This window comes from Mesorhizobium sp. WSM4837, assembly GCF_055811435.1.
The window spans coordinates 13,626-31,597 of the sequence record NZ_JBVVQE010000012.1 but is presented as its reverse complement, the minus strand read 5'-3'; the positions used below and the strand labels follow the sequence as shown (position 1 = coordinate 31,597).

The 17,972-nt window shown below is 62.5% G+C and carries 19 protein-coding genes and 1 pseudogene; 11 read left to right on the top strand and 9 right to left on the bottom strand.

Going from position 1 to position 17,972, the window contains the following annotated elements; translation table 11 throughout:
• The first annotated feature begins 76 nt into the window (after nucleotides 1–76).
• Nucleotides 77–734: pseudogene (locus tag AC0L3D_RS09335) on the top strand (SOS response-associated peptidase family protein).
• Here the strand turns inward: AC0L3D_RS09335 and AC0L3D_RS09330 are convergent.
• On the bottom strand, nucleotides 654–1,112 hold the full coding sequence (locus tag AC0L3D_RS09330) for a nuclear transport factor 2 family protein (protein ID WP_473628267.1): 459 nt from the start codon (nucleotides 1,110–1,112) through the stop codon (nucleotides 654–656). The pseudogene AC0L3D_RS09335 and the gene AC0L3D_RS09330 overlap by 81 nt on opposite strands.
• A 120-nt stretch (nucleotides 1,113–1,232) precedes the next feature.
• Here AC0L3D_RS09330 and AC0L3D_RS09325 point away from each other — a divergent pair, with 120 nt between their 5' ends.
• From AC0L3D_RS09325 to AC0L3D_RS09310, 4 genes are all read left to right on the top strand, one after another.
• Entirely contained in the window at nucleotides 1,233–1,811 is a 579-nt protein-coding gene (locus AC0L3D_RS09325) for a TetR/AcrR family transcriptional regulator (protein WP_023797706.1), read from the top strand.
• Nucleotides 1,812–1,858: 47 nt separating this feature from the next.
• Entirely contained in the window at nucleotides 1,859–3,163 is a 1,305-nt protein-coding gene (gene fabF, locus AC0L3D_RS09320; RefSeq protein WP_473628265.1) for a beta-ketoacyl-ACP synthase II, read from the top strand.
• A 72-nt stretch (nucleotides 3,164–3,235) separates the two neighbouring features.
• Nucleotides 3,236–4,051, top strand: a complete 816-nt coding sequence (locus AC0L3D_RS09315; RefSeq protein WP_473643977.1) for an oxidoreductase — start codon at nucleotides 3,236–3,238, stop codon at nucleotides 4,049–4,051.
• 270 nt (nucleotides 4,052–4,321) lie between these two features.
• Nucleotides 4,322–4,522, top strand: a complete 201-nt coding sequence (locus tag AC0L3D_RS09310; protein ID WP_023797709.1) for a hypothetical protein — start codon at nucleotides 4,322–4,324, stop codon at nucleotides 4,520–4,522.
• A 23-nt stretch (nucleotides 4,523–4,545) separates the two neighbouring features.
• Here the strand turns inward: AC0L3D_RS09310 and AC0L3D_RS09305 are convergent, their stop codons facing one another.
• The 6 genes from AC0L3D_RS09305 to AC0L3D_RS09280 form a co-directional block, all read right to left on the bottom strand.
• Nucleotides 4,546–5,175 carry a hypothetical protein gene (locus tag AC0L3D_RS09305; protein WP_473628263.1) on the bottom strand — a complete coding sequence of 210 codons (630 nt, stop codon included), beginning with the start codon at nucleotides 5,173–5,175 and terminating at the stop codon, nucleotides 4,546–4,548.
• Nucleotides 5,175–6,035 carry an ABC transporter permease gene (locus tag AC0L3D_RS09300; RefSeq protein WP_165848585.1) on the bottom strand — a complete coding sequence of 287 codons (861 nt, stop codon included), beginning with the start codon at nucleotides 6,033–6,035 and terminating at the stop codon, nucleotides 5,175–5,177. The genes AC0L3D_RS09305 and AC0L3D_RS09300 overlap by 1 nt, the downstream gene beginning before the upstream one ends.
• An 11-nt stretch (nucleotides 6,036–6,046) precedes the next feature.
• On the bottom strand, nucleotides 6,047–6,835 hold the full coding sequence (locus AC0L3D_RS09295) for an ATP-binding cassette domain-containing protein (RefSeq protein ID WP_128173332.1): 789 nt from the start codon (nucleotides 6,833–6,835) through the stop codon (nucleotides 6,047–6,049).
• 85 nt (nucleotides 6,836–6,920) lie between these two features.
• A complete protein-coding gene (locus AC0L3D_RS09290; RefSeq protein ID WP_473643975.1) occupies nucleotides 6,921–7,415 on the bottom strand; it encodes a cupredoxin domain-containing protein in 495 nt (164 codons plus the stop codon).
• 73 nt (nucleotides 7,416–7,488) lie between these two features.
• A complete protein-coding gene (locus AC0L3D_RS09285) occupies nucleotides 7,489–8,415 on the bottom strand; it encodes a YVTN family beta-propeller repeat protein (protein ID WP_287137524.1) in 927 nt (308 codons plus the stop codon).
• A gap of 66 nt (nucleotides 8,416–8,481) precedes the next feature.
• The gene (locus tag AC0L3D_RS09280) at nucleotides 8,482–9,600 is read right to left on the bottom strand and encodes an ABC transporter substrate-binding protein (RefSeq protein ID WP_473628259.1); all 1,119 of its coding nucleotides are present in this window, start codon (nucleotides 9,598–9,600) and stop codon (nucleotides 8,482–8,484) included.
• On the opposite strand from AC0L3D_RS09280, the gene AC0L3D_RS09275 reads away from it, so the two are divergent.
• The 5 genes from AC0L3D_RS09275 to AC0L3D_RS09255 are packed head-to-tail and all read left to right on the top strand — an operon-like array spanning nucleotide 9,587 to nucleotide 14,335.
• A complete protein-coding gene (locus AC0L3D_RS09275; RefSeq protein WP_473628257.1) occupies nucleotides 9,587–9,961 on the top strand; it encodes a hypothetical protein in 375 nt (124 codons plus the stop codon). The genes AC0L3D_RS09280 and AC0L3D_RS09275 overlap by 14 nt on opposite strands.
• Nucleotides 9,958–11,799: a (5-formylfuran-3-yl)methyl phosphate synthase gene (locus AC0L3D_RS09270; RefSeq protein ID WP_473643973.1), complete on the top strand. Its 1,842-nt coding sequence runs from the start codon at nucleotides 9,958–9,960 to the stop codon at nucleotides 11,797–11,799. Before AC0L3D_RS09275 ends, AC0L3D_RS09270 begins: the two co-directional genes overlap by 4 nt.
• Nucleotides 11,800–11,802: 3 nt before the next feature.
• A complete protein-coding gene (locus AC0L3D_RS09265) occupies nucleotides 11,803–12,354 on the top strand; it encodes a flavoprotein (protein ID WP_473628253.1) in 552 nt (183 codons plus the stop codon).
• Nucleotides 12,347–13,741, top strand: coding sequence for a DUF6513 domain-containing protein (locus tag AC0L3D_RS09260; RefSeq protein ID WP_473628252.1), 1,395 nt, complete (start codon nucleotides 12,347–12,349; stop codon nucleotides 13,739–13,741). Before AC0L3D_RS09265 ends, AC0L3D_RS09260 begins: the two co-directional genes overlap by 8 nt.
• A 3-nt stretch (nucleotides 13,742–13,744) precedes the next feature.
• A complete protein-coding gene (locus AC0L3D_RS09255) occupies nucleotides 13,745–14,335 on the top strand; it encodes a DUF447 domain-containing protein (protein WP_473628251.1) in 591 nt (196 codons plus the stop codon).
• 388 nt (nucleotides 14,336–14,723) lie between these two features.
• On the opposite strand, the gene AC0L3D_RS09250 is transcribed toward AC0L3D_RS09255, so the two are convergent.
• A complete protein-coding gene (locus AC0L3D_RS09250) occupies nucleotides 14,724–15,806 on the bottom strand; it encodes an FAD-binding oxidoreductase (protein WP_473643972.1) in 1,083 nt (360 codons plus the stop codon).
• 89 nt (nucleotides 15,807–15,895) lie between these two features.
• Nucleotides 15,896–16,753 (bottom strand): LysR family transcriptional regulator, encoded by an 858-nt coding sequence (locus tag AC0L3D_RS09245; protein WP_128166462.1) that lies wholly within the window; start codon nucleotides 16,751–16,753, stop codon nucleotides 15,896–15,898.
• Nucleotides 16,754–16,887: 134 nt separating this feature from the next.
• On the opposite strand from AC0L3D_RS09245, the gene AC0L3D_RS09240 reads away from it, so the two are divergent.
• A complete protein-coding gene (locus tag AC0L3D_RS09240) occupies nucleotides 16,888–17,970 on the top strand; it encodes an amidohydrolase family protein (RefSeq protein ID WP_473643970.1) in 1,083 nt (360 codons plus the stop codon).
• Nucleotides 17,971–17,972: the final 2 nt, after the last annotated feature.

The window sequence follows — 17,972 nt, the reverse complement described above, 5'->3', positions numbered from 1 at the left end:
AGTCAAGCAGCCTGTCAGCACAGAACCTTGCACGCTATCTTGAATTGATCATCCGATTCGACGGGCGGGGAGATCCATGTGCAAGGATTACGAGCAGCATATCGCCTGGGCGGAATATTGCCGGATGATGCTATCGCTGGCACTCAACATCCCCAGCCATCAGACCGAGCTTGATCTGCCGCAGGCGGATGACATCCGGATCAACGATCCCGCCCCTGTAATGCGCTCCGCCGGCGACACTATTGAACTGGTTTCGATGACGTTCGGGCCAACGGGACCAAAGGGCGGACCCCTATTCAACTTCCGTTCTGAGGGCCGTCAATTCGGCGGCAGCAAGCATTGCGTTGCTCCGGCGTCTGCGTTCTTCGAATTCACGGGAACGAAGTATCCCAAAGCGAAACACAGGTTCGCGCTTAATGGCTCCCCGTTTATGGCGGTCGCTGCGTTATGGAAAAGAAAGCGCCGGCAACAAGCCGCCCACGTTCACCATGACGACTGAGCCGGGGCCGGACGTGGCTCCTTACCACAACCGACAAGTCGTTGTGCTCCAGCCGGAGGACTGGGCAGCCTGGATCCACCTAACAAAGCCCGAAGCTGAACTTTTGCGACCGTTGCCGAGAGGTCGCCTGACAAGCCCGCTGACTGCGCTTCTGCTAGCCTGCTATTGGTTCGGCGAAAGCTTCTTCAAGGCCAGTTGCCGCCTGGGCGGCAAGACCGCGGGCCGCTGCTTGTGAATCGTAGAATTCCTCAAGCGCATAGACCTTGCCCCACCGCAGCGTGAACACGTGGAGACCGCTGTTGACGTAGGATGCGTCGCCGTTGAGCAGCGTCGCGGTGCCGTCCCACTGGGCAAATACGGTGGTATGCCAGGGCCAGCCCGTCACCCAGACGCGGTTGACCGTGAGATGGAGATTGGGCAGGACGCGGCCGAGGCGCTCAAACCAGCGGCGCACGGCTTCCTTGTCGTGGCGCTCACCACCAAGCGCGTGGGCGCCGGAAACGCGGTGATGGACATGCGGCACGAGTGCTTTCACCGCCTCGTCCCAGCGATGGTTGTTGACGTGGTCGAAGCTCTGCCGGATCGATTTCTCGACGATATAACTGTATAGCATTTGACCTCTCCTCCAAATTTGTTCGATGCGTGGCCGGGCACCGTGTGCAGCCGAATTGGATTGCGTTCGTACGCTATACCTGCTATAGATGTCGAACGCAAGCTAAATAAGGAGGTCTACATGCGTGTGAGTCGCATTCAGGCGGCGGAAAACCGCGAAACCGTGATCAATGTGGCAAGCCGGCTTTTTCGGGAGCGCGGCTTTGACGGCATCGGCCTCAAAGACCTGATGCAGGCTGCCGGGCTGACCCAGGGCGCGTTCTACAAGCAGTTCGCCTCCAAGGACGATCTGGCGGTGCAGGCGTCGAGGCGGGCGATGGAGAGCGCCACGCTGCGCTGGTCGGCCGCGACTGCGGCAAAATCCGAGGATCCGCTTGGCGCGGTGATCGCATTCTACCTCAGTATGGGCCATCGCGGGGAAAAGATGGACGGCTGCCCGATTGTCGCGCTCGGTTCGGATGCCGCCAGACAGGGCAGCGAGGTGAAAGCGTCGTTCGAAGCCGGGATCAAGGAGCATCTCGAAATCCTCGGCCGTTTCATTGCCGACGCTAAAGCTGAGGAGCCCGACAGAAAGGCCATGGCCATTCTCTCGACGATGGTCGGCGCGCTGATGCTGTCGCGCGTCGTCAACGATCCGGATCTCGCCCAGGCCTTCCTGGACGCGGCGACCGGACAGGTTCGCGAAGCAGCCGGCGCTTGAACAGCGTGCGCAGCGCTGGCGACGCAGCCAACTCGATAGGAAAATAGATGCGACGGATTGTTGTTACAGGCATGGGAGCGGTCACGCCCCTTGCTGCCGATGTCGAAGCGTCGTGGTCGCGGCTGCTGTCCGGTCGCTCGGGCATCCGCAGGCTTCCGGACGATGTGGTGGCAGACCTCCCGGCCAAGATCGGCGGGGTGGTTCCCTCGCTGGAAGACGATCCGGAGGCTGGTTTCGATCCGAATACCGTCCTGGCTGCGAGGGACCAGCGCAAGGTAGACCGGTTCATCATCTTCGGGCTCGCCGCTGCACAAGAGGCCCTCGCGCAAGCAGGATGGACGCCCGCCTCGGAAGCGGATCGCCTGCGCACGGCCACGATCATCGCCTCCGGCATCGGCGGCTTCCCCGCCATCACCGAGGCGGTGCGCACGGTCGACCAGCGCGGCGTCCGCCGCCTCTCGCCGTTTACGGTTCCGTCCTTCCTGGTGAACCTCGCGGCGGGCCACATCTCGATCCGCCATGGCTTCAAGGGGCCGCTCGGCGCGCCGGTGACGGCGTGCGCGGCCGGCATCCAGGCGATCGGCGATGCGGCCCGCCTCATCCGCGCCAACGAAGCCGATATCGCCGTGTGCGGCGGGACGGAAGCCTGCATGAACATCGTCAGTCTCGGTGGGTTTGCTGCAGCACGCTCTCTTTCGACCGGCTTCAACTGGGCGCCGGCTCAGGCGTCACGGCCTTTCGACGTGTCGCGGGACGGCTTCGTCATGGGCGAAGGAGCCGGCGTGCTGGTCATCGAGGCGTTGAGCCACGCGCTGGCGCGCGGTGCGAAACCGCTCGCCGAGCTCGTCGGCTACGGCACGACGGCGGATGCGCATCACGTCACCTCCGGTCCCGAGGATGGCGACGGGGCGCGCCGAGCCATGCAGGTCGCAATTGCCCAAGCCGGCATTTCGCCGCGTGAGGTTCGTCACCTCAATGCGCACGCGACCTCCACGCCGGTCGGTGATCTCGGGGAAATCGCGGCGATCAAAACACTCTTCGGCGCAGATTCCACCATCGCCGTCAGCGCAACCAAATCGGCGACCGGACATTTGCTCGGAGCCGCCGGCGGGCTTGGAGCCATCTTCGCAATCCTGGCGCTCAGGGATCAGGTGGCGCCGCCAACCCTCAATCTGGGCTCGCCGGATCCAGCCGGCGACGGCATCGACTTCGTCGCAAACCAGGCCCGGCCGATGACAATGGACTACGCGATCTCAAACGGCTTCGGCTTTGGCGGCGTCAACGCCAGCGCGCTGTTCCGGCGCTGGACGGACGAACTCGCCGGTGCGAACGCCAGAGGCGTTCATAACTGATGCCTCCGACCTTTCGTGCTTCTCCCACGCCAATCCAAAATCAATCCAACCCCAGAGAAAGAGATGATTTCCATGAACAAGACCAATCCTGGCGTCGCCCTGGTGACGGGGGCGTCCTCCGGCATCGGGCGCGCGACGGCCATAGCGTTGCAAAGCGCCGGTTTCCGCGTGTTCGGCACCAGCCGTCGCGCAGCCGCCAAAAACTCTGACGGTCTGACCATGCTGTCCTGTGACGTGACCGATGACGCGTCGGTGGCGAAACTGGTCGATGACGTGCTGGCGGAGACCGGGCGCATCGACCTGCTCGTCAACAATGCCGGCATGGGTCTGTTTGGTGGCGCGGAAGAGTCGTCAATGGTCCAGGCTCAGGCACTGTTCGATGTGAACGTCTTCGGCGTGCTCCGCGTGACCAACGCGATCCTGCCGATAATGCGCCGTCAAGGCGAGGGTAGAATCGTCAATCTGAGTTCGGTGCAGGGGTTTATCCCAGCTCCCTATTTCGCGCTTTATGCGTCGACCAAACATGCCATCGAAGGCTATTCCGAATCGCTCGACCATGAACTGCGCCCGTTCGGGATTCGCGTTGCATTGGTCGAACCCGCTTATACCCGCACGTCCTTTGAAGATAATCTCGCCAGGCCGGACCAGTTGCTTGATATCTATGACGCTGCGCGCGCTGGCATGAACGCAGTCGTGCGGAAAGCAATGGAAAAAGGCGATTCGCCCGAATTGGTCGCCAAGACCGTTTTGGCGGCTGCGACCGATCCCGTTCCGAAGAGGCGCTATGCTGCGGGAAAAATGGCGCGCCAGGTCAGTCTCCTGCGCCGTTTCGTCCCCGCATCCGCATTTGACAAGAGCCTGCGCAAGCAGAACGGGCTGCCGGTCTGACGACATCGAAGACACTCCGTGAAAATCGGAATCATCGGCCCTGGAAACGTCGGCGCCGCATTGGCGCAGCGCAACCTGAAGCAATTGCCTAGAACGCCCCGGCGGTTGTTGGTGTTAGATAAGCGATATGTTATATTGCAGTGCGAAAGAGTGGGGGCCACGTCCTTTCACACCCGTAAGCGATCTGTATGTGCGACCCCTGCAGTCTTGTCGGTATCTCGGAAACCTCCCGGGCATGGGGTTCGGGAATTCGATGGGGGTAATGGGGCAATGCTTTACACGCTGGTTATGATGGTCTGCCTGACGGATGTGCCGCAGACCTGTGAACAACGCGAGCAGATGGTGGACGGCCTGGCGATGAACCCAGGGACCGCCTTCATGCAGGCGCAGCCGCTGGTAGCCCAGTGGATCGAGACGCATCCCGGTTATTTCGTGCAGCGCTGGCGCGTGCTGCCCGGCCGGGGAACGTGAGATCCGCTGCGGAGATAGAGGTTCTACTTCTTTGCGGCGAGAGTTTCCGAGACGGCCTTGGACAATTGATAAAGCCGCTGCTCGATGATCGTCGGCACTTCACAGACGTAAGTCAGTGATTGGACGCGTTCATTGAAAATTCGCGTTGCGAATTTCAGCTGTTCGGTGCGCCGTTCGATGTCGTCGGGATTCGCATCCGGCTTTGCCCGCAACGCATCGACGTCGGACGCTGCCTTGCGCAAGGCGGCGGCCATTTCGAGCTGCTTGTGGGCGTACCGAGAAATGCCTGAGATCACCTGCGAACGCTCGGCGTCCATGTGATCGAACATGCCTTGCACCAGCATCGCCATCTTCGGCGCAAGCTGCTCGGCCGGCAGCGAGGCGGCGAAATTCTTGATCTTCTTCTGGGCTTCGGCGATCGGGATCCGCCGGGCCGCCACCTCCTCGACCAGGGTGGAGACGGCAGGGTCCTTCGAAAAGTCCTTCGCCGCTGGCGGAAGCTCCGGCCCGTTCCAGATCTGGCCGAGCGAGAGTTGCGGCACCTTGCGCTGTATGCAGGGCCAGTCCGGATCGGTATTCGCCGCCCTGGCGTTCACGCTCGGCGTGAGCATGGCAACCACAGCCAGGCTGCGAACAAGGCTCATTCGTGCCATCAGGCATTTCCTCCGGTGTCTTGTTTGCGGGTCACCAGGCCGCGCGAAGGGTCGTAGGCGATGATGGCGGCGGCAAGGAACAGAACAGTGCAGCCGGCAACGACGCCCAGCGACAGCCACTCGATCTGGCCGTAGAAGGCGAAGCGGATCAGTTCGACGGCATAGGTGAACGGGTTGGCGAGGCAGATCTTGTGGAGCAGCGGACTCGCCTCCTGGATGCGCCACAACGGATAGAGCGCCGGAGAGGCGAAATAGCCGGGAAAGATGACGAAGTTCATGATGCCGGCGAAATTTTCGAGCTGCTTGATCATCGACGACAAAAGCATGCCGAGCGCGCAAAGCATCATTCCCGACAGGAACAGCGCCGGCAGCACCATGAGATAGCCGATCGGCGGCGCCTTGACGCCCCAGAACCAGGCAACGATCAGGAACGCATAGACCTGCGCGATCGATACGGAGACGCCGGCGAGCATCTTCGACACCAGCAGGAACCAGCGCGGGAAGGGGCTGACCAGCAAGGTGCGCATGTTGCCCATCTCGCGGTCATAAACCATCGACAGCGAAGACTGCATGCCTGAGAACAACAGGATCATGCCGCACAGCCCCGGCGTGATGTAGACCTCGTAGAGCACGTAGGTCTTGTAGGGCGGGATGATCGACACGCCGAGCACCTGCCGGAATCCGGCGGCAAAGATGAACAGCCAGATGAGCGGCCGAACCAGCGAGGATATGAAGCGCTCGCGCTGGTGCAGGAAGCGCAGGCATTCCCGCAGGACGACGCCCTTGAGGCAGATGAGATAGTGGCGCAGGCCGAATTTTTCGAACTTCACCGGGATGATGCCGGCCACTTTTTCGGGCATTGAAGGAGCGCTCATGGCGATATCCCCGCGGTGCCGGCCGCCTCGATGCGGCTGAGCCTGGAAAAGGCGTCGCGGATCGAGCCGGCGCCGCTCGTCCTGACGACATCGGCCACCTTGCCCTTGGCGACCAGTTCGCCCTGGCGCAGCACGACGACATGGTCGCCGTCGTCAACCTCGTCGATCAGATGCGTTGCCCACAGCACGCCGATGCCCTCGGTTTCGACGAGCTTGCGGATGGTGGCGAGAATGCCGGCGCGCGACTGGATGTCGAGACCGACCGTCGCCTCGTCGAGCAGCAGCAGCGACGGGCGGTGGAGCAGCGCCCTGGCGATCTCGATGCGCCGCATCTGGCCGCCGGAAAGGCTGCGCGCCTTGTCATGCTGACGGCCCGGCATGTCGACGATATCGAGCAGCGCGGCAATGCGCTGCCGGGCCTCGCGTCCGCCGATGCCATGCAGCGCGGCGTGGTAGGAGAGGTTCTGGTAGACGCTGAGATCGAGGTCGAGCGTGCGCGCCTGGAACACGATGCCGACCCGCCTGAGCGCCTCGCCCGAAGCGCGGCTGACGTCATGGCCGAAGATGCGGATCGATCCGCGGCGCGTGTCGTAAAGATGGCTGATCAGCGAGAACAGGGTCGTCTTTCCTGCGCCGTTGAGACCGAGAAGAACGGTGAACGTCGCCGGCGCGATCGAGAACGAGACGTCGTTGAGCGCCGGCTTCGAACCATAGGAATGGCTGACGGCGGCGACGTCGAGCGCCGCCACCTGATCTCCCGGTCCGCTTGTCCTCACATGCTGCACGCCGGCTGGCTCCCTTGTCGTCGACAACAGTCTGGCCCAAGTCTAGCCCACGGGGCGCGATCGCGCAGGTCCTGCTTTTCAAACCTTACTTGATCGTGATCGTGCCCTTCATGCCCTTGTCGGCGAGGTCGGGCACCGACCATGTGTAGATGCCGGGCCTCACGGTGGTGAACTGCACCTGGATGGTGCCGTCGGCGTCGAATTCGAGCCATGCGGGTGCGCCGTTCATGTGCACCTCGAGGTCGTTGATGACGATCTGGTTGTTCCACACATTGCGGAACAGGTCGGTGTGGAATTTGTACTCCAGCCCGCCCGCCGCGGTGATCTTCCAGCGATAGCCCTGGCCGGCGATCAGCTCAAAATCCTTCTGGCTGGCGGTGAACTGGTCTTCCTTGCTGCCGAGGATAAGTTCCGGCACGTCCTTGCTGGCCCGGGTCGCCTTCTCGGCTTTCGGATTGGCCTCCGTGCTGGCCGCTCCGGCGGCGGCGTCATCGTCATCGCCGTCCTGCGCCGAGACCTGGCCCTGGATGAGCGCCATGCCCACCAGCGCGGCGAAAGCGACTGCCCGAAATTTCCGCATGATTTCCTGCCCTTCTGCTGTTTTTCTGTCGGTTTGATTCACTTGGTTTATTGAATGGTTCATGTGGCGGGATTCATTTGGGAGAGACGACGACGCCCCACGGCAGCGCGCCGACGGTCACCGACTGCACCGGCTCGTCGGTCGCCACGTCGATGAAGGTGATGTCGTTCGACACGCCGTTGGTCGAGATGATGGTCTTCTGGTCCGGGGTGAAGGCGAGCTGCCAGACGCGTTGGCCGACCAGCACGTATTTCTCGACCTCGTATGTCTGTGTGTTGACCACCGCGACGCGGTTGGCCGGTCCGAGCGCCACATAGGCTTTCTTGCCGTCGGCGGTGATGCGCACACCGACCGGCTGGATGGATTCGGGCCTCAGGCCGGCAACCTCGAAGGTGATCTTCTGGACGACTTCGCGCGTTTGATTGTCGATCACCGAAACCGTGCCACCGATCTCGGCACTCACCCAGGCCTGCTTGCCGTCGGGGGTGAACTCGACGAAGCGCGGACGCGCATCCACCAGCACGTTGTCGGTGATCTCGTGCGTCGACGTATCGATGAAATGCGCCATGTTCGTCGTTTCCGACGTGTTGACCATGGTCTTTCCGTCCGGGCTGACACCCATGCCCTCCGGTTCGACGCCGACCGGGATTTCCGCCAGCACCTTCTTGCCCTCGATGTCGATGACGGTGACGAGATTGTCGTCCTCATTGGCGACATAGAGCGTCTTGCCGTCAGGCGACAGCACGAACAGCTCCGGGTCGGGCCCGGAAGGCAAGGTGTCGACGATCTCCAGCGACGCCGTGTCGATGACCTCGATCGAATCATCGTCGCTGGCGCAGAGATAAATGTGCTTGCCGTCGTGCGAGATGGTGATGCCGCGCGGACGCTGCCCGACATTGACGGTCTTCACCACCTGCATCGTCGCGGTGTCGACCACGGTCATCGTGTTGTCTTTCTCGTTGGAGACATAGGCCATGTAGGCCGACGCCGGACCGGCCATGAAGCCGGTCGTAACTATGGCGAGTGCGCAAGCTCGTCTCTGCACTGAAATTCCTCCCGAACTTTTCTACTTAAGCACGCATTTTGTTTCCGGCTCATCGACCCCGAGCGTATCGAGCTCCGACAGCTGGTGCAAAAATCCCTCCTGCGGCGATGTCGAGACGACCGACCTGGTGTCGCCGAGGAAGATCGGCTGCCGCAACTGCTGGTTCCATTTGCGGAAGGTCAGTTTCTGCCCTTTGAAGGCGGCGATCGAAAAATCGTCGGAGCGGATGAAATCGGCCATCTTGCGCGGGTCGGCGCCCTGCGTGCGGGTCGCCGCCTCGCCGAGGATGCGCACCGCGGTCCACGCCGCCATGTCCTTCGACACCATGCGGCGGCCGTTTGCCTTGGCGAAGCGGTTCTGGATCTGGGTGCCGCCCCATTGCTCGCTGGCCGGATGCCAGGCCAAGGGGGTGAGGCCGGCGGTGCCGGCGACCGGCCGCGGAACCCAGGTGCGGAACGGAACGTAGGTGCCGAACACCTCGCTTTCGTCGGCGACCAGCAGCACATCGTGCTCCGGCAGGTCCTGGGTGAAGACAGGCATCTGCCGCTGGATCTGGACGACGCCGGAATCGGTCCGCCGCGCCGTGCCGGTATCCTCGAACAGTTTTTCGCCGACGATCTCGCCGCCGAAGCGCGTCGCCGCCCGGCGCAGCGCCTCGGCAAAAAGCTGGTCGCGCTCGTGCGAGCCGTAGATCAGTACCCAGCGCCGCCATTGCTTCCAGATGAGATACTGCGCCAGCGCGTCGGCCAGCATGCTGCGCGTCGGGATGGTGTGGAAGATGCTGGCGCGGCATTCCTCCTCGCGAAGACTGTCGTCGGTGGCGCCAGCGTTGAAGATCAAAACGCCGTTGTCGCGAGCAAGATCGGCGATCGACAGCAACTGCCTGGCCGAGAGGTCTGCGACCACATAGCGGTTGCCTTTGGCGATCATTTCCTGGAAGGCCGGGACGACATCGGCATCCGGCTTCACCTCGGTCACGTCGAGGCTGAATTTCTGGCCGAGGAAGCTGCCGGTCGTGTTGTTGTCGGCAATCGCCACATTGCCGCCGGCAACGCCTTCATCGCGCGGCGGGACGTCGAGCACCGACAAGGCCAGCTGCGGCGCATAGGCGCGCAAATAGCCTATCTTGATCTCGGTCACCTTTTTTTCCGGCTTGGCCGTTGCGGCCGGCTGCTTGCCCGTCGCTTCCTGGGCGAGCGCGCCCGCAACGTTGACGGTCAGGGAAAAAAAGCACAAAAAGGCCGCCAGAGTGCCCGGCACCGCGCTCGTCATCGATAAAATTACCCGTTCTTGCGCTAAAGTCCGATTGTTGTCGGAGCGGCGCGAAGTCAAGGTGCCCGTGATGAGCTTAGCTGACCCGCAAATTTTATCAAACCCTGAAAGTGGACTGCTCACGTCTGCTTTAGTGCCATGCCTGCTCGCCCGAACGGCGGCCGAGCGGATTCTGGTATTCGGGCCCAAAAGCGTCCTTTTCCTCATGCCGGAGAAAGTCCGTCAATGACCAGAATGCTGGCCAGCATCACCGGCGTCGACGAGGCGGAGATCGCGCTTTCAGGCGGTGCCGACATCATCGACCTGAAGGATCCGAAGGCGGGAGCGCTGGGCGCGGTGTCCACGCAGACCATCCGCCGGACGATTTCGCTGATCGCCGGCCGGGCGCCGGTCAGCGCGGTCTGCGGCGACCTGCCGATGGAACCGGAGACGATCCGCGCCAGGGCCGAAGAGATCACTGCCGCCGGCGCCGATTACGTCAAGATAGGTTTGTTTCCGTCGGCAAATGTTGCGGCTTGTGCGGCGGCGCTCGCGCCGCTCGCCCCGCGAACGAAACTGATCGCCGTGCTTTTCGCCGACCTGGCGCCGGATTTCGAGCTTCTGCCGATGCTTGCCAAACATCGCTTCCATGGCGCCATGGTCGACACTGCCAACAAGGCCAACGGGCGGCTGCTCGACCATCTGCCGCCCGAGCGTATCCCGGGATTCATCGATCGAGCGAAATCGCTCGGCCTCATGGTTGGGCTGAGCGGATCGCTGGAAGCCCCTGATATTCCACGCCTGCTGCCCTTCGCTCCCGATTTTCTCGGCTTTCGCGGGGCGCTGTGCGGCGATTCCGGCCGCGTGGGTTCGATCAGCGCCGAGGCGGTTGCGCAGATCCGCGAGTTGATCCCGGAAGCATCCCGGGCCGGCGGCGCGTCGAGCATCGACTACCGCCTGCTGGCGGCGAGGGGCTATTCGCCGGGCACCGACCCGACACTGGGCACCGACAAGATCTTCGTGCGGGACTTTGTCCTGCCGGTCCAGATCGGCGCCTACAGTTTTGAGCACGGCCATACCCAAAAAGTGCGTTTCGACGTGACCGCCGACGTGCTGCAGGTCACCGACCATCCCGAAGACATGCGCCATGTGTTCTCCTACGACATCATCATGGACGGCATTCGCACCATTGTTGCGCGGGGCCACGTCCAGCTTAGCGAGGCCCTGGCCGAGCAGGTGGCGACCTACATCCTGGAGAACCCGCGTGTCGTGCGGGTCACGGTAAGGGTGGAAAAACTCGAGCTCGGCCCAGGCGGCGTCGGCGTCGAGATCGAACGCAAGCGCCAATCGGCAGGCCGCGGCGTTGCCTCCGGCCCTGCCGGCCGAAAAGACCCAGGCGCTGTTTCCCGGCCGCGACAGGAAAGGCCTGAGGCGATCAGGCGAGCCGTGGTCAAGCCGTCCATCGTCAAGCTTGGCGGCAGCACGGTCCATGCGGCGGAACTGGAAAGCTGGATCGCGGCGCTGGCGGGTTCCAAGCTGCCGATCGTCATCGTGCCCGGCGGCGGCCTGTTCGCCGACCAGGTGCGCGAGACGCAGATTTACATGGATTTTTCCGACACCGCCGCCCACGCCATGGCGATCCTCGCCATGGAGCAGTTCGCCCAGGTCATCCTCGACCGTGACGAAAGGCTGGCGCCGGCACGGTCGCTGGAAGAAATGCGGCGGGCGCTGGACGCGGGGAAGATCCCGGTGTGGCTGCCGTCGTCATTGGCGCTGCCGGCGCCGGACATTCCGGCGTCCTGGGATGTTACCTCCGATTCCCTTGCCGCCTGGCTTGCCGGCAAGCTCGGCGCGAACGCGCTGCTCTTGATCAAGCAGACCGGCGCCTTCTCCGGCAGCGACACGATCGACAGCCTGGCGGTCAGAGGCATCGTCGACGCCGGCTTCGCCGCCATGCTGCCCGACGGTGTCGATGTCCACCTCGCTGGCCCGAAAGATGCCGCCGAGGCCGGGGCGCTGCTCGCGGCGGGCAATCTGCCCGGCATTGCGATCGCGGCTTCGATCCGGTCGGCAAGAAAAGCAGGGTAGGCGATGGCGACGCTGCATACGCCGCGCTGGGCATGGGTTTTGACCGGTTCCGGTCATTTTTTTACGGAGAGTTTTGCACTCATCCACCAGATCGAGCATTGCGATGTCTTCGTGTCGAAAGCCGCCAACGAAGTGCTGCACATGTACAAGCTCAAGCTCGATTTCCCGGAGACGACGCGCGTGCTGCACGACAAGACGGCGAGCGCGATCCCGGTCGGCGAATTCTATCACGGCGTCTATCACACGGTGGTGGTGGCGCCGGCCAGTTCCAACACGGTCGCCAAATGCGTGCACGGCATTTCCGACACGCTCGCCACCAACGTCTTTGCCCAGGCCGGAAAATGCCGGGTGCCGGCCATCGTCTTTGCCTGCGACACCGCGCCGGAACTCGAAACCATGGCGCCGCATGGGCTGGTCAAGGTCTATCCGCGCAGGATCGACCTGGAGAATACCAACCAGCTGAAGAGTTTTGAGCGAACCCAGGTGGTCGAGTCGCTTGCCGATCTCGAAGCCTCGGTCAGGCGGCGCCACGCCGAACTCGCAAGCCATGGCTGAGCGGCTGGTCTTTCTTACCGGCCATCTGGCCAAGGTCCGGCTGGAAAGGCTGCTGGCCGGACTGGGCGAAACCGAATTTGCCTGGGAGACCATCGACATAGGCGTCAAGGTCGCGGCGCTGATGAGCGAAGAGATCATCAAGCGGCGACTCAGCCTCGCAGGCGGCACCGACCGCGTCATCCTGCCCGGCCGCTATCGCGGCGACATCGAGCATCTGTCGAACCATTTCGGCGTGCCCTTCGTCCGCGGGCCCGACGAGATCGCCGATCTGCCGGCCTTTCTCGGCCGCGCGGGCGAGCCGCCTGACCTTTCGCGTCACGACATGCGCATCTTCGCCGAAATCGTCGATGCGCCGATGCTGTCGGTCGAGGCGCTGGTGGCGAGAGCACGGACGCTGGCCGCGGCCGGCGCCGACGTCATCGATCTCGGCTGCCTGCCGGAAACACCGTTTCCGTTGCTGGACGAGGCGGTGCGCGAACTGAAGGCACAGGGATTTCTGGTCAGCGTCGATTCGGCCAGCACCGACGAACTGTCGATCGGCGCGCGCGCCGGTGCGGACTATCTTCTCAGCCTCGATGAGAACACGCTGCCGCTGGCCTTCGATTGCGGGGCCGTGCCAGTTTTGATCCCGGCCACGCCCGGCGACCTGGATTCGCTCGGCCGGGCCATCGAAGCGGCGCAACAGGCCGGCGTCGCCTTCATCGCCGATCCGGTGCTCGACCCGATCCATTTCGGCTTTGCCGCCTCACTCGGGCGTTTCATCGAGGCGCGCCGCCGCTGGCCTGAGGTCGAGCTGCTGATGGGCACCGGCAATCTCACCGAATTGACCGACGCCGACAGTTCCGGCGTTACTGCGGTTCTGGCCGGGCTCTGCTCGGAACTTCAGATCCGAAACGTGCTTGCCGTGCACGTCAGCCCGCACACGCTGCGAACCATCGAGGAGCACGACATTGCCCGCCGCATCCTGTTTGCCGCCAAGAGTGACGGTGCGCTGCCGCGAAGTTACCATCCAGGACTGCTGCAGGTTCACGACCGCAAGCCGTTCACCGCCTCGACCGAGGATATCGCCGCACTGGCGGCGGAGGTGCGCGACACCAACTTCCGCATCATGACCGCCGAGGACGGCATCCATGTTTTCAACGGCAAGGGGCACGCGGTTGCCACCGATGCGTTCGAACTCTTTGCCGGGCTTGGCGTTGAGGCGGATGGAGCACACGCGTTCTATCTCGGCGCCGAACTGATGAAGGCCGAGATCGCGTGGCGCCTCGGCAAGCGCTATGTGCAGGACGAGCCGCTCGCATGGGGCGTTGCCGCGCCGGCTCCCGAAACCGACCGCAGCCGTCTTGCCGAAGCGGGCCCCACGCTTCGCGCGAAGAAAGAGCGCTAAACCATGCCGTTCATTCGCGAATCGATCATCACCACGGTCAACGAAGCCGGCGACGTCCACATCGCGCCGATCGGCATCATCGCCGAGAAGGACGGCTGGGTCATCGCGCCGTTCCGGCCGTCGATCACGCTCGACAATCTCGCCGAAGTGCCGTTCGCCATTGCCAATTACACCGATGACGTGCGCCTCTTTGCCGGCTGCCTGACCGGCCGCAAGTATTGGCCGACCGTTGCCGTCGACGGGTTCCCGGTACCGCGGCTCGCAGCGGCGCTCGCGCATTCGGTCCTCGAAGTCGAAAGCGTGGATGACGACGCCATGCGGCCTCGCCATTTCTGCCGCGTGGTGCAGGAGGAAACGCATGCGCCGTTCACCGGCTTCAACCGCGCCAAGGCGGCGGTGCTGGAACTGGCCATCCTGGTCAGCCGGCTCGGCATGCTGCCGCGCGACAAGATCGAGGCGGAAATCGCCTACCTTTCGATCGCTATCGAAAAAACTGCGGGCGAGGGCGAAAAAGAAGCCTGGGACTGGCTGATGCAGCGGGTCGGCGATCACCTTGCGGCCGAGGATGCCAGCGGCGAGGATGCGCGGGGCTGAACCGGATATGCTGAACCTGGGTAAGCGTCCGGGCCGACGTGGTTTAGCATAGTACACGGTGGCGGTGATCTCAAACGGCGGTGTTCGACCCTTTGCGGTCATTGAGCCCGGTATGCACGATGACCGGAATGGGCACGAATGCTGACTGGCAGCTTTGAGGCTCGGATTATAAGAAGCGGCCCTTCAGCCCCCCGCGGGTACCGACGTGATCTGACCCCAATCCGACCATTCCCGCCGCACGATGCCGCCCGAAAGCCGACATTCAAAGGATCCAGCGGCCAAGCGCAGGTTCCCGGAACCGACTCATGAGTGCGCGCGCCGTTTATCCAATCATGTGAGCCACTGGCATGCCCCCAGCGCCGGGCTTGGCCATCAATTCGCAATGAGGTCAGAGATCGAGGCAAACGGTGCCTAGCGGCCGGCTGCAGCAAGCCAGCACATAACCAGCCGCCTTCTCTTCAAGGCTGAGTCCTCCAAGGTCGTCGATCACGACGTCACCTGAGAGCTTGACCGTCCGACAGGTTCCGCAAATGCCCTGCTGGCATGCGGTAGGGATGTAGAGGCCGCTATTGCGCGCCGCATCGAGCAGAGTCTCTCCAGGCGCACACAGGTGCTCCACGCCAGACCGGGCGAAACGGACACAAGTCGGGCCAGCGGCAGCCGATTGAGGAGCCATGGAATTGCCCACGGCGCCGCCGAAACTTTCCTCGTGATACTGGGAGGGTGCGATGCCGATCTCCGCGACACAGGCCCGAACCGTCTGCATAAACGGCTCGGGGCCGCAAACGTAAGACGTGCGCTGGTGAAGGTCCGGAGCCAGCCGCAAGAGCATGGGGCCGTCGATCCGACCCTTAGGGCCCTGCCACGCCGAACCTTCCTGGCTGCAGATGAAGCTTACTTCGACATTGGAGAATCGCGCGGCGAGCGCCTCCAACTCGGAGCGGAAGGCGATGTCGTCCGCCGTCCGAGCGCAGTGAATGAAACGGATGTCATGGCCAGATGCCCGGTCGGTTAGCGCCCGCAGCATCGACATAACGGGAGTGATGCCGCTGCCGCCCGAAAGGAAAAGCGGCTTCTCGGATGGTAGATCGTCGAAGTTGAAACGTCCGACCGGCCCTTCGATTTCAATGTTGTGGCCCGGCCGGAGATTGTCGTGAAGCCAGTTGGAAACAAGCCCGCCCTTCACCCGCTTCACCGTGATCTGCAGGTCGAGCGGTCGAGTCGGCGGCGACGACACCGAGTACGGTCTCGTTACCCGGGTGCCGTCGATTGTCAGGTTCAGCACTAAATACTGGCCTGCACTAAAGCTGAACATGTGGCCAGAAGCAGCTGAAAAGACGAATGTCTTAACGTCGTGTGTCTCATCGATGACGCGCCGGCAGCGCACGAACTGTCTTGAGCTCTCCGCCCATTGCCGTTGACGCAGCGCTGGAGCGAAATCGGTGGCCGAAAAGGGAGCGTGCGCGTTCATGATTGGACTCTGCTTGACCCGACCAGAATGGCAGCCGGGATACTTTCAAAAAAGCGGCAGATGTCGGCTTTACAATCGGATATTTCGATCTAGCTTTCCATGGACATAACGGCCAGATGGAGCGCGCGAATCCCTCTACGGATGATCGGCTCGTGTTTGCGGCGCGCCAAAATAGCGGTGTGAACCGGCTGTTGAAGCGCGGGCGCGCCCTCGACCACAAAAGACGGCCGCTCGGCGGTATACCGCCGAGCATCGTCACTGCGCATATAGCAAGTGCCACCCATGCGCCGCAGCATCGCTTCGGCGAGCGTTTCCGAGCCCATCGAAAGACGGCCTATCGCCAATTGCGGCAGCGCCTCGGCGTGGGCTTTTTCAAGCGCGACCGTGTAGCCCGGCCGGATATACGTATCCGCGTTGACCTCCGACAGGATCCTGGCCGTCGTAGACACCATCACATATTCTTCAACCATGAGAGGATCGTAGGAGATTTCAGGGAGGTATCGGGGCGCGTAGACCACAGCAATATCGAGGTTTCCCAAGCTCAAGTCGGAAATCATCTGCGGCGAGTAGTCGGACTCTACGTGAATTGACGATTTCGGCAGCACCTGGAACAGAGTTTCCACCCAACCCGGCAATATCGATCGCGTCATCCCGACCTGCGCAGCGACGCGCAAGGTGCCCTCGAACCGGTTGAATGCCCGAACGTCATGGCGGGCCTGAGACCATGTCGACAGCATCGCGCGCGCATAGGCTTCGAAACGTCGCCCCGCCGCGGTCGGTTCGGCGCCGGCGCGTCCCCTCAGGAAGAGCTCCGAACCGATGGCCTGCTCTAGGTTCCTGATGCGGGTACTGACCGTCGACTGCGTAACCCCAAGACGATCGGCCGTACGGTTGAAATTTCGCGACTCCATAATGTCGAGAAAGGTCTCAATGTGATCCAGCTGCATGTGGCCTCGCGATCGAAAAATCCGATCGTATTACCTCAGATCACAAGCTTGATCAAATAATTCCCAAGGCGGAAGCTGCGGTTGAAGAAGCCGGCTGGGTTAGCCGGCCTGCCGCGCCAGGGGAGTTGGTTAGGGTGTTCATAGTCGATTGCGATTGTCACAATTACTGGTCGAGCGCTACGGTGCTCGAGCCATATCTTTCCGGCGTCTGGAAAGACATGTTCACAGAAGGCGAAAAAACTGGTCCGAGAGGCGCCTTCCCCCACGGTCACCGTCCGTGGTTTCACCCGCAGGATTTCTCCCGGAAGGACGTCAGGCCCGAGACGGAGGCCGACAACTATCTCGTCATGAAAGAAAAGCACCTCGACAAATACAATATCGGAGCCGCTATCCTCACCGGCGACGAGCCGATCGAAGCCTCCACGCTAGCCAATCCCTATTACGCAAGTGCACTGGTCAGCGCCTATAACGACTACCAAATCGCCGAATGGCTTCCCAAAGACAGTCGTTTTATGGGCTCCATCATCATCGCGCCGCAGGATCCGAAGCTCGCAGCAGCCGAGATCCGCCGCCTCGGCAACCATCCGCGTATGGTGCAGGTTCTGGCCTCCCAAGGCTCGGTCAAACCCTACGGTGATCCGTTCTACCATCCCATTTTCGAGGCTTGCGCCGAAGTCGGGCTGCCATTCGCGATCCACCTGGGCGGCCATGGCGGCATCAACTGGAACGCGGTGGCACCGGCTCCCACGACCTTTTTCTGGGAGACGCACGCTATTCTTCACATGTCGGCCTTGTCGCATGTGGCTAGCATGATCGCGCATGGCGTTTTCGAAAAATGGCCGGACCTGTATTTCGTGATCATCGAGTGCGGTGTGGCCTGGGTTCCATCGGTATTATGGCGTCTGGACGCAGATTACAAAGCGCTGCGCAAGGAAACGCCGTGGCTGAAGATGCTGCCCTCGGAGTATTGCCGGCGCAATATCCGCTTTTCCACGCAGCCGCTGGAGCAGCCCGCGAACATACAGCATCTCTGGTCCACTCTCGAAGCGATGGACGGCGAGAACACGCTGATGTTTGCCTCCGACTACCCGCATTGGGATTATGACGATGCCAACACGCTGCACATCCCGCCTGCCTGGAGGAGCAAGATCCTGGGGTTGAATGCGCTCGAGGTCTATAAACGCATTCCCCGCACGCAAGCGGCTAATGCCGCCTGACG

What these genes read in the sequence shown, in the direction of transcription:
- AC0L3D_RS09330 (WP_473628267.1), bottom strand. Translation starts at nt 1,112, where the DNA reads ATGCTATACAGTTATATCGTCGAGAAATCGATCCGGCAGAGCTTCGAC.
- AC0L3D_RS09325 (WP_023797706.1), top strand. Translation starts at nt 1,233, where the DNA reads ATGCGTGTGAGTCGCATTCAGGCGGCGGAAAACCGCGAAACCGTGATC.
- fabF (WP_473628265.1), top strand. Translation starts at nt 1,859, where the DNA reads ATGCGACGGATTGTTGTTACAGGCATGGGAGCGGTCACGCCCCTTGCT.
- AC0L3D_RS09315 (WP_473643977.1), top strand. Translation starts at nt 3,236, where the DNA reads ATGAACAAGACCAATCCTGGCGTCGCCCTGGTGACGGGGGCGTCCTCC.
- AC0L3D_RS09310 (WP_023797709.1), top strand. Translation starts at nt 4,322, where the DNA reads ATGCTTTACACGCTGGTTATGATGGTCTGCCTGACGGATGTGCCGCAG.
- AC0L3D_RS09305 (WP_473628263.1), bottom strand. Translation starts at nt 5,175, where the DNA reads ATGGCACGAATGAGCCTTGTTCGCAGCCTGGCTGTGGTTGCCATGCTC.
- AC0L3D_RS09300 (WP_165848585.1), bottom strand. Translation starts at nt 6,035, where the DNA reads ATGCCCGAAAAAGTGGCCGGCATCATCCCGGTGAAGTTCGAAAAATTC.
- AC0L3D_RS09290 (WP_473643975.1), bottom strand. Translation starts at nt 7,415, where the DNA reads ATGCGGAAATTTCGGGCAGTCGCTTTCGCCGCGCTGGTGGGCATGGCG.
- AC0L3D_RS09285 (WP_287137524.1), bottom strand. Translation starts at nt 8,415, where the DNA reads ATGGCCGGTCCGGCGTCGGCCTACATGGCCTATGTCTCCAACGAGAAA.
- AC0L3D_RS09270 (WP_473643973.1), top strand. Translation starts at nt 9,958, where the DNA reads ATGACCAGAATGCTGGCCAGCATCACCGGCGTCGACGAGGCGGAGATC.
- AC0L3D_RS09265 (WP_473628253.1), top strand. Translation starts at nt 11,803, where the DNA reads ATGGCGACGCTGCATACGCCGCGCTGGGCATGGGTTTTGACCGGTTCC.
- AC0L3D_RS09260 (WP_473628252.1), top strand. Translation starts at nt 12,347, where the DNA reads ATGGCTGAGCGGCTGGTCTTTCTTACCGGCCATCTGGCCAAGGTCCGG.
- AC0L3D_RS09255 (WP_473628251.1), top strand. Translation starts at nt 13,745, where the DNA reads ATGCCGTTCATTCGCGAATCGATCATCACCACGGTCAACGAAGCCGGC.
- AC0L3D_RS09250 (WP_473643972.1), bottom strand. Translation starts at nt 15,806, where the DNA reads ATGAACGCGCACGCTCCCTTTTCGGCCACCGATTTCGCTCCAGCGCTG.
- AC0L3D_RS09245 (WP_128166462.1), bottom strand. Translation starts at nt 16,753, where the DNA reads ATGCAGCTGGATCACATTGAGACCTTTCTCGACATTATGGAGTCGCGA.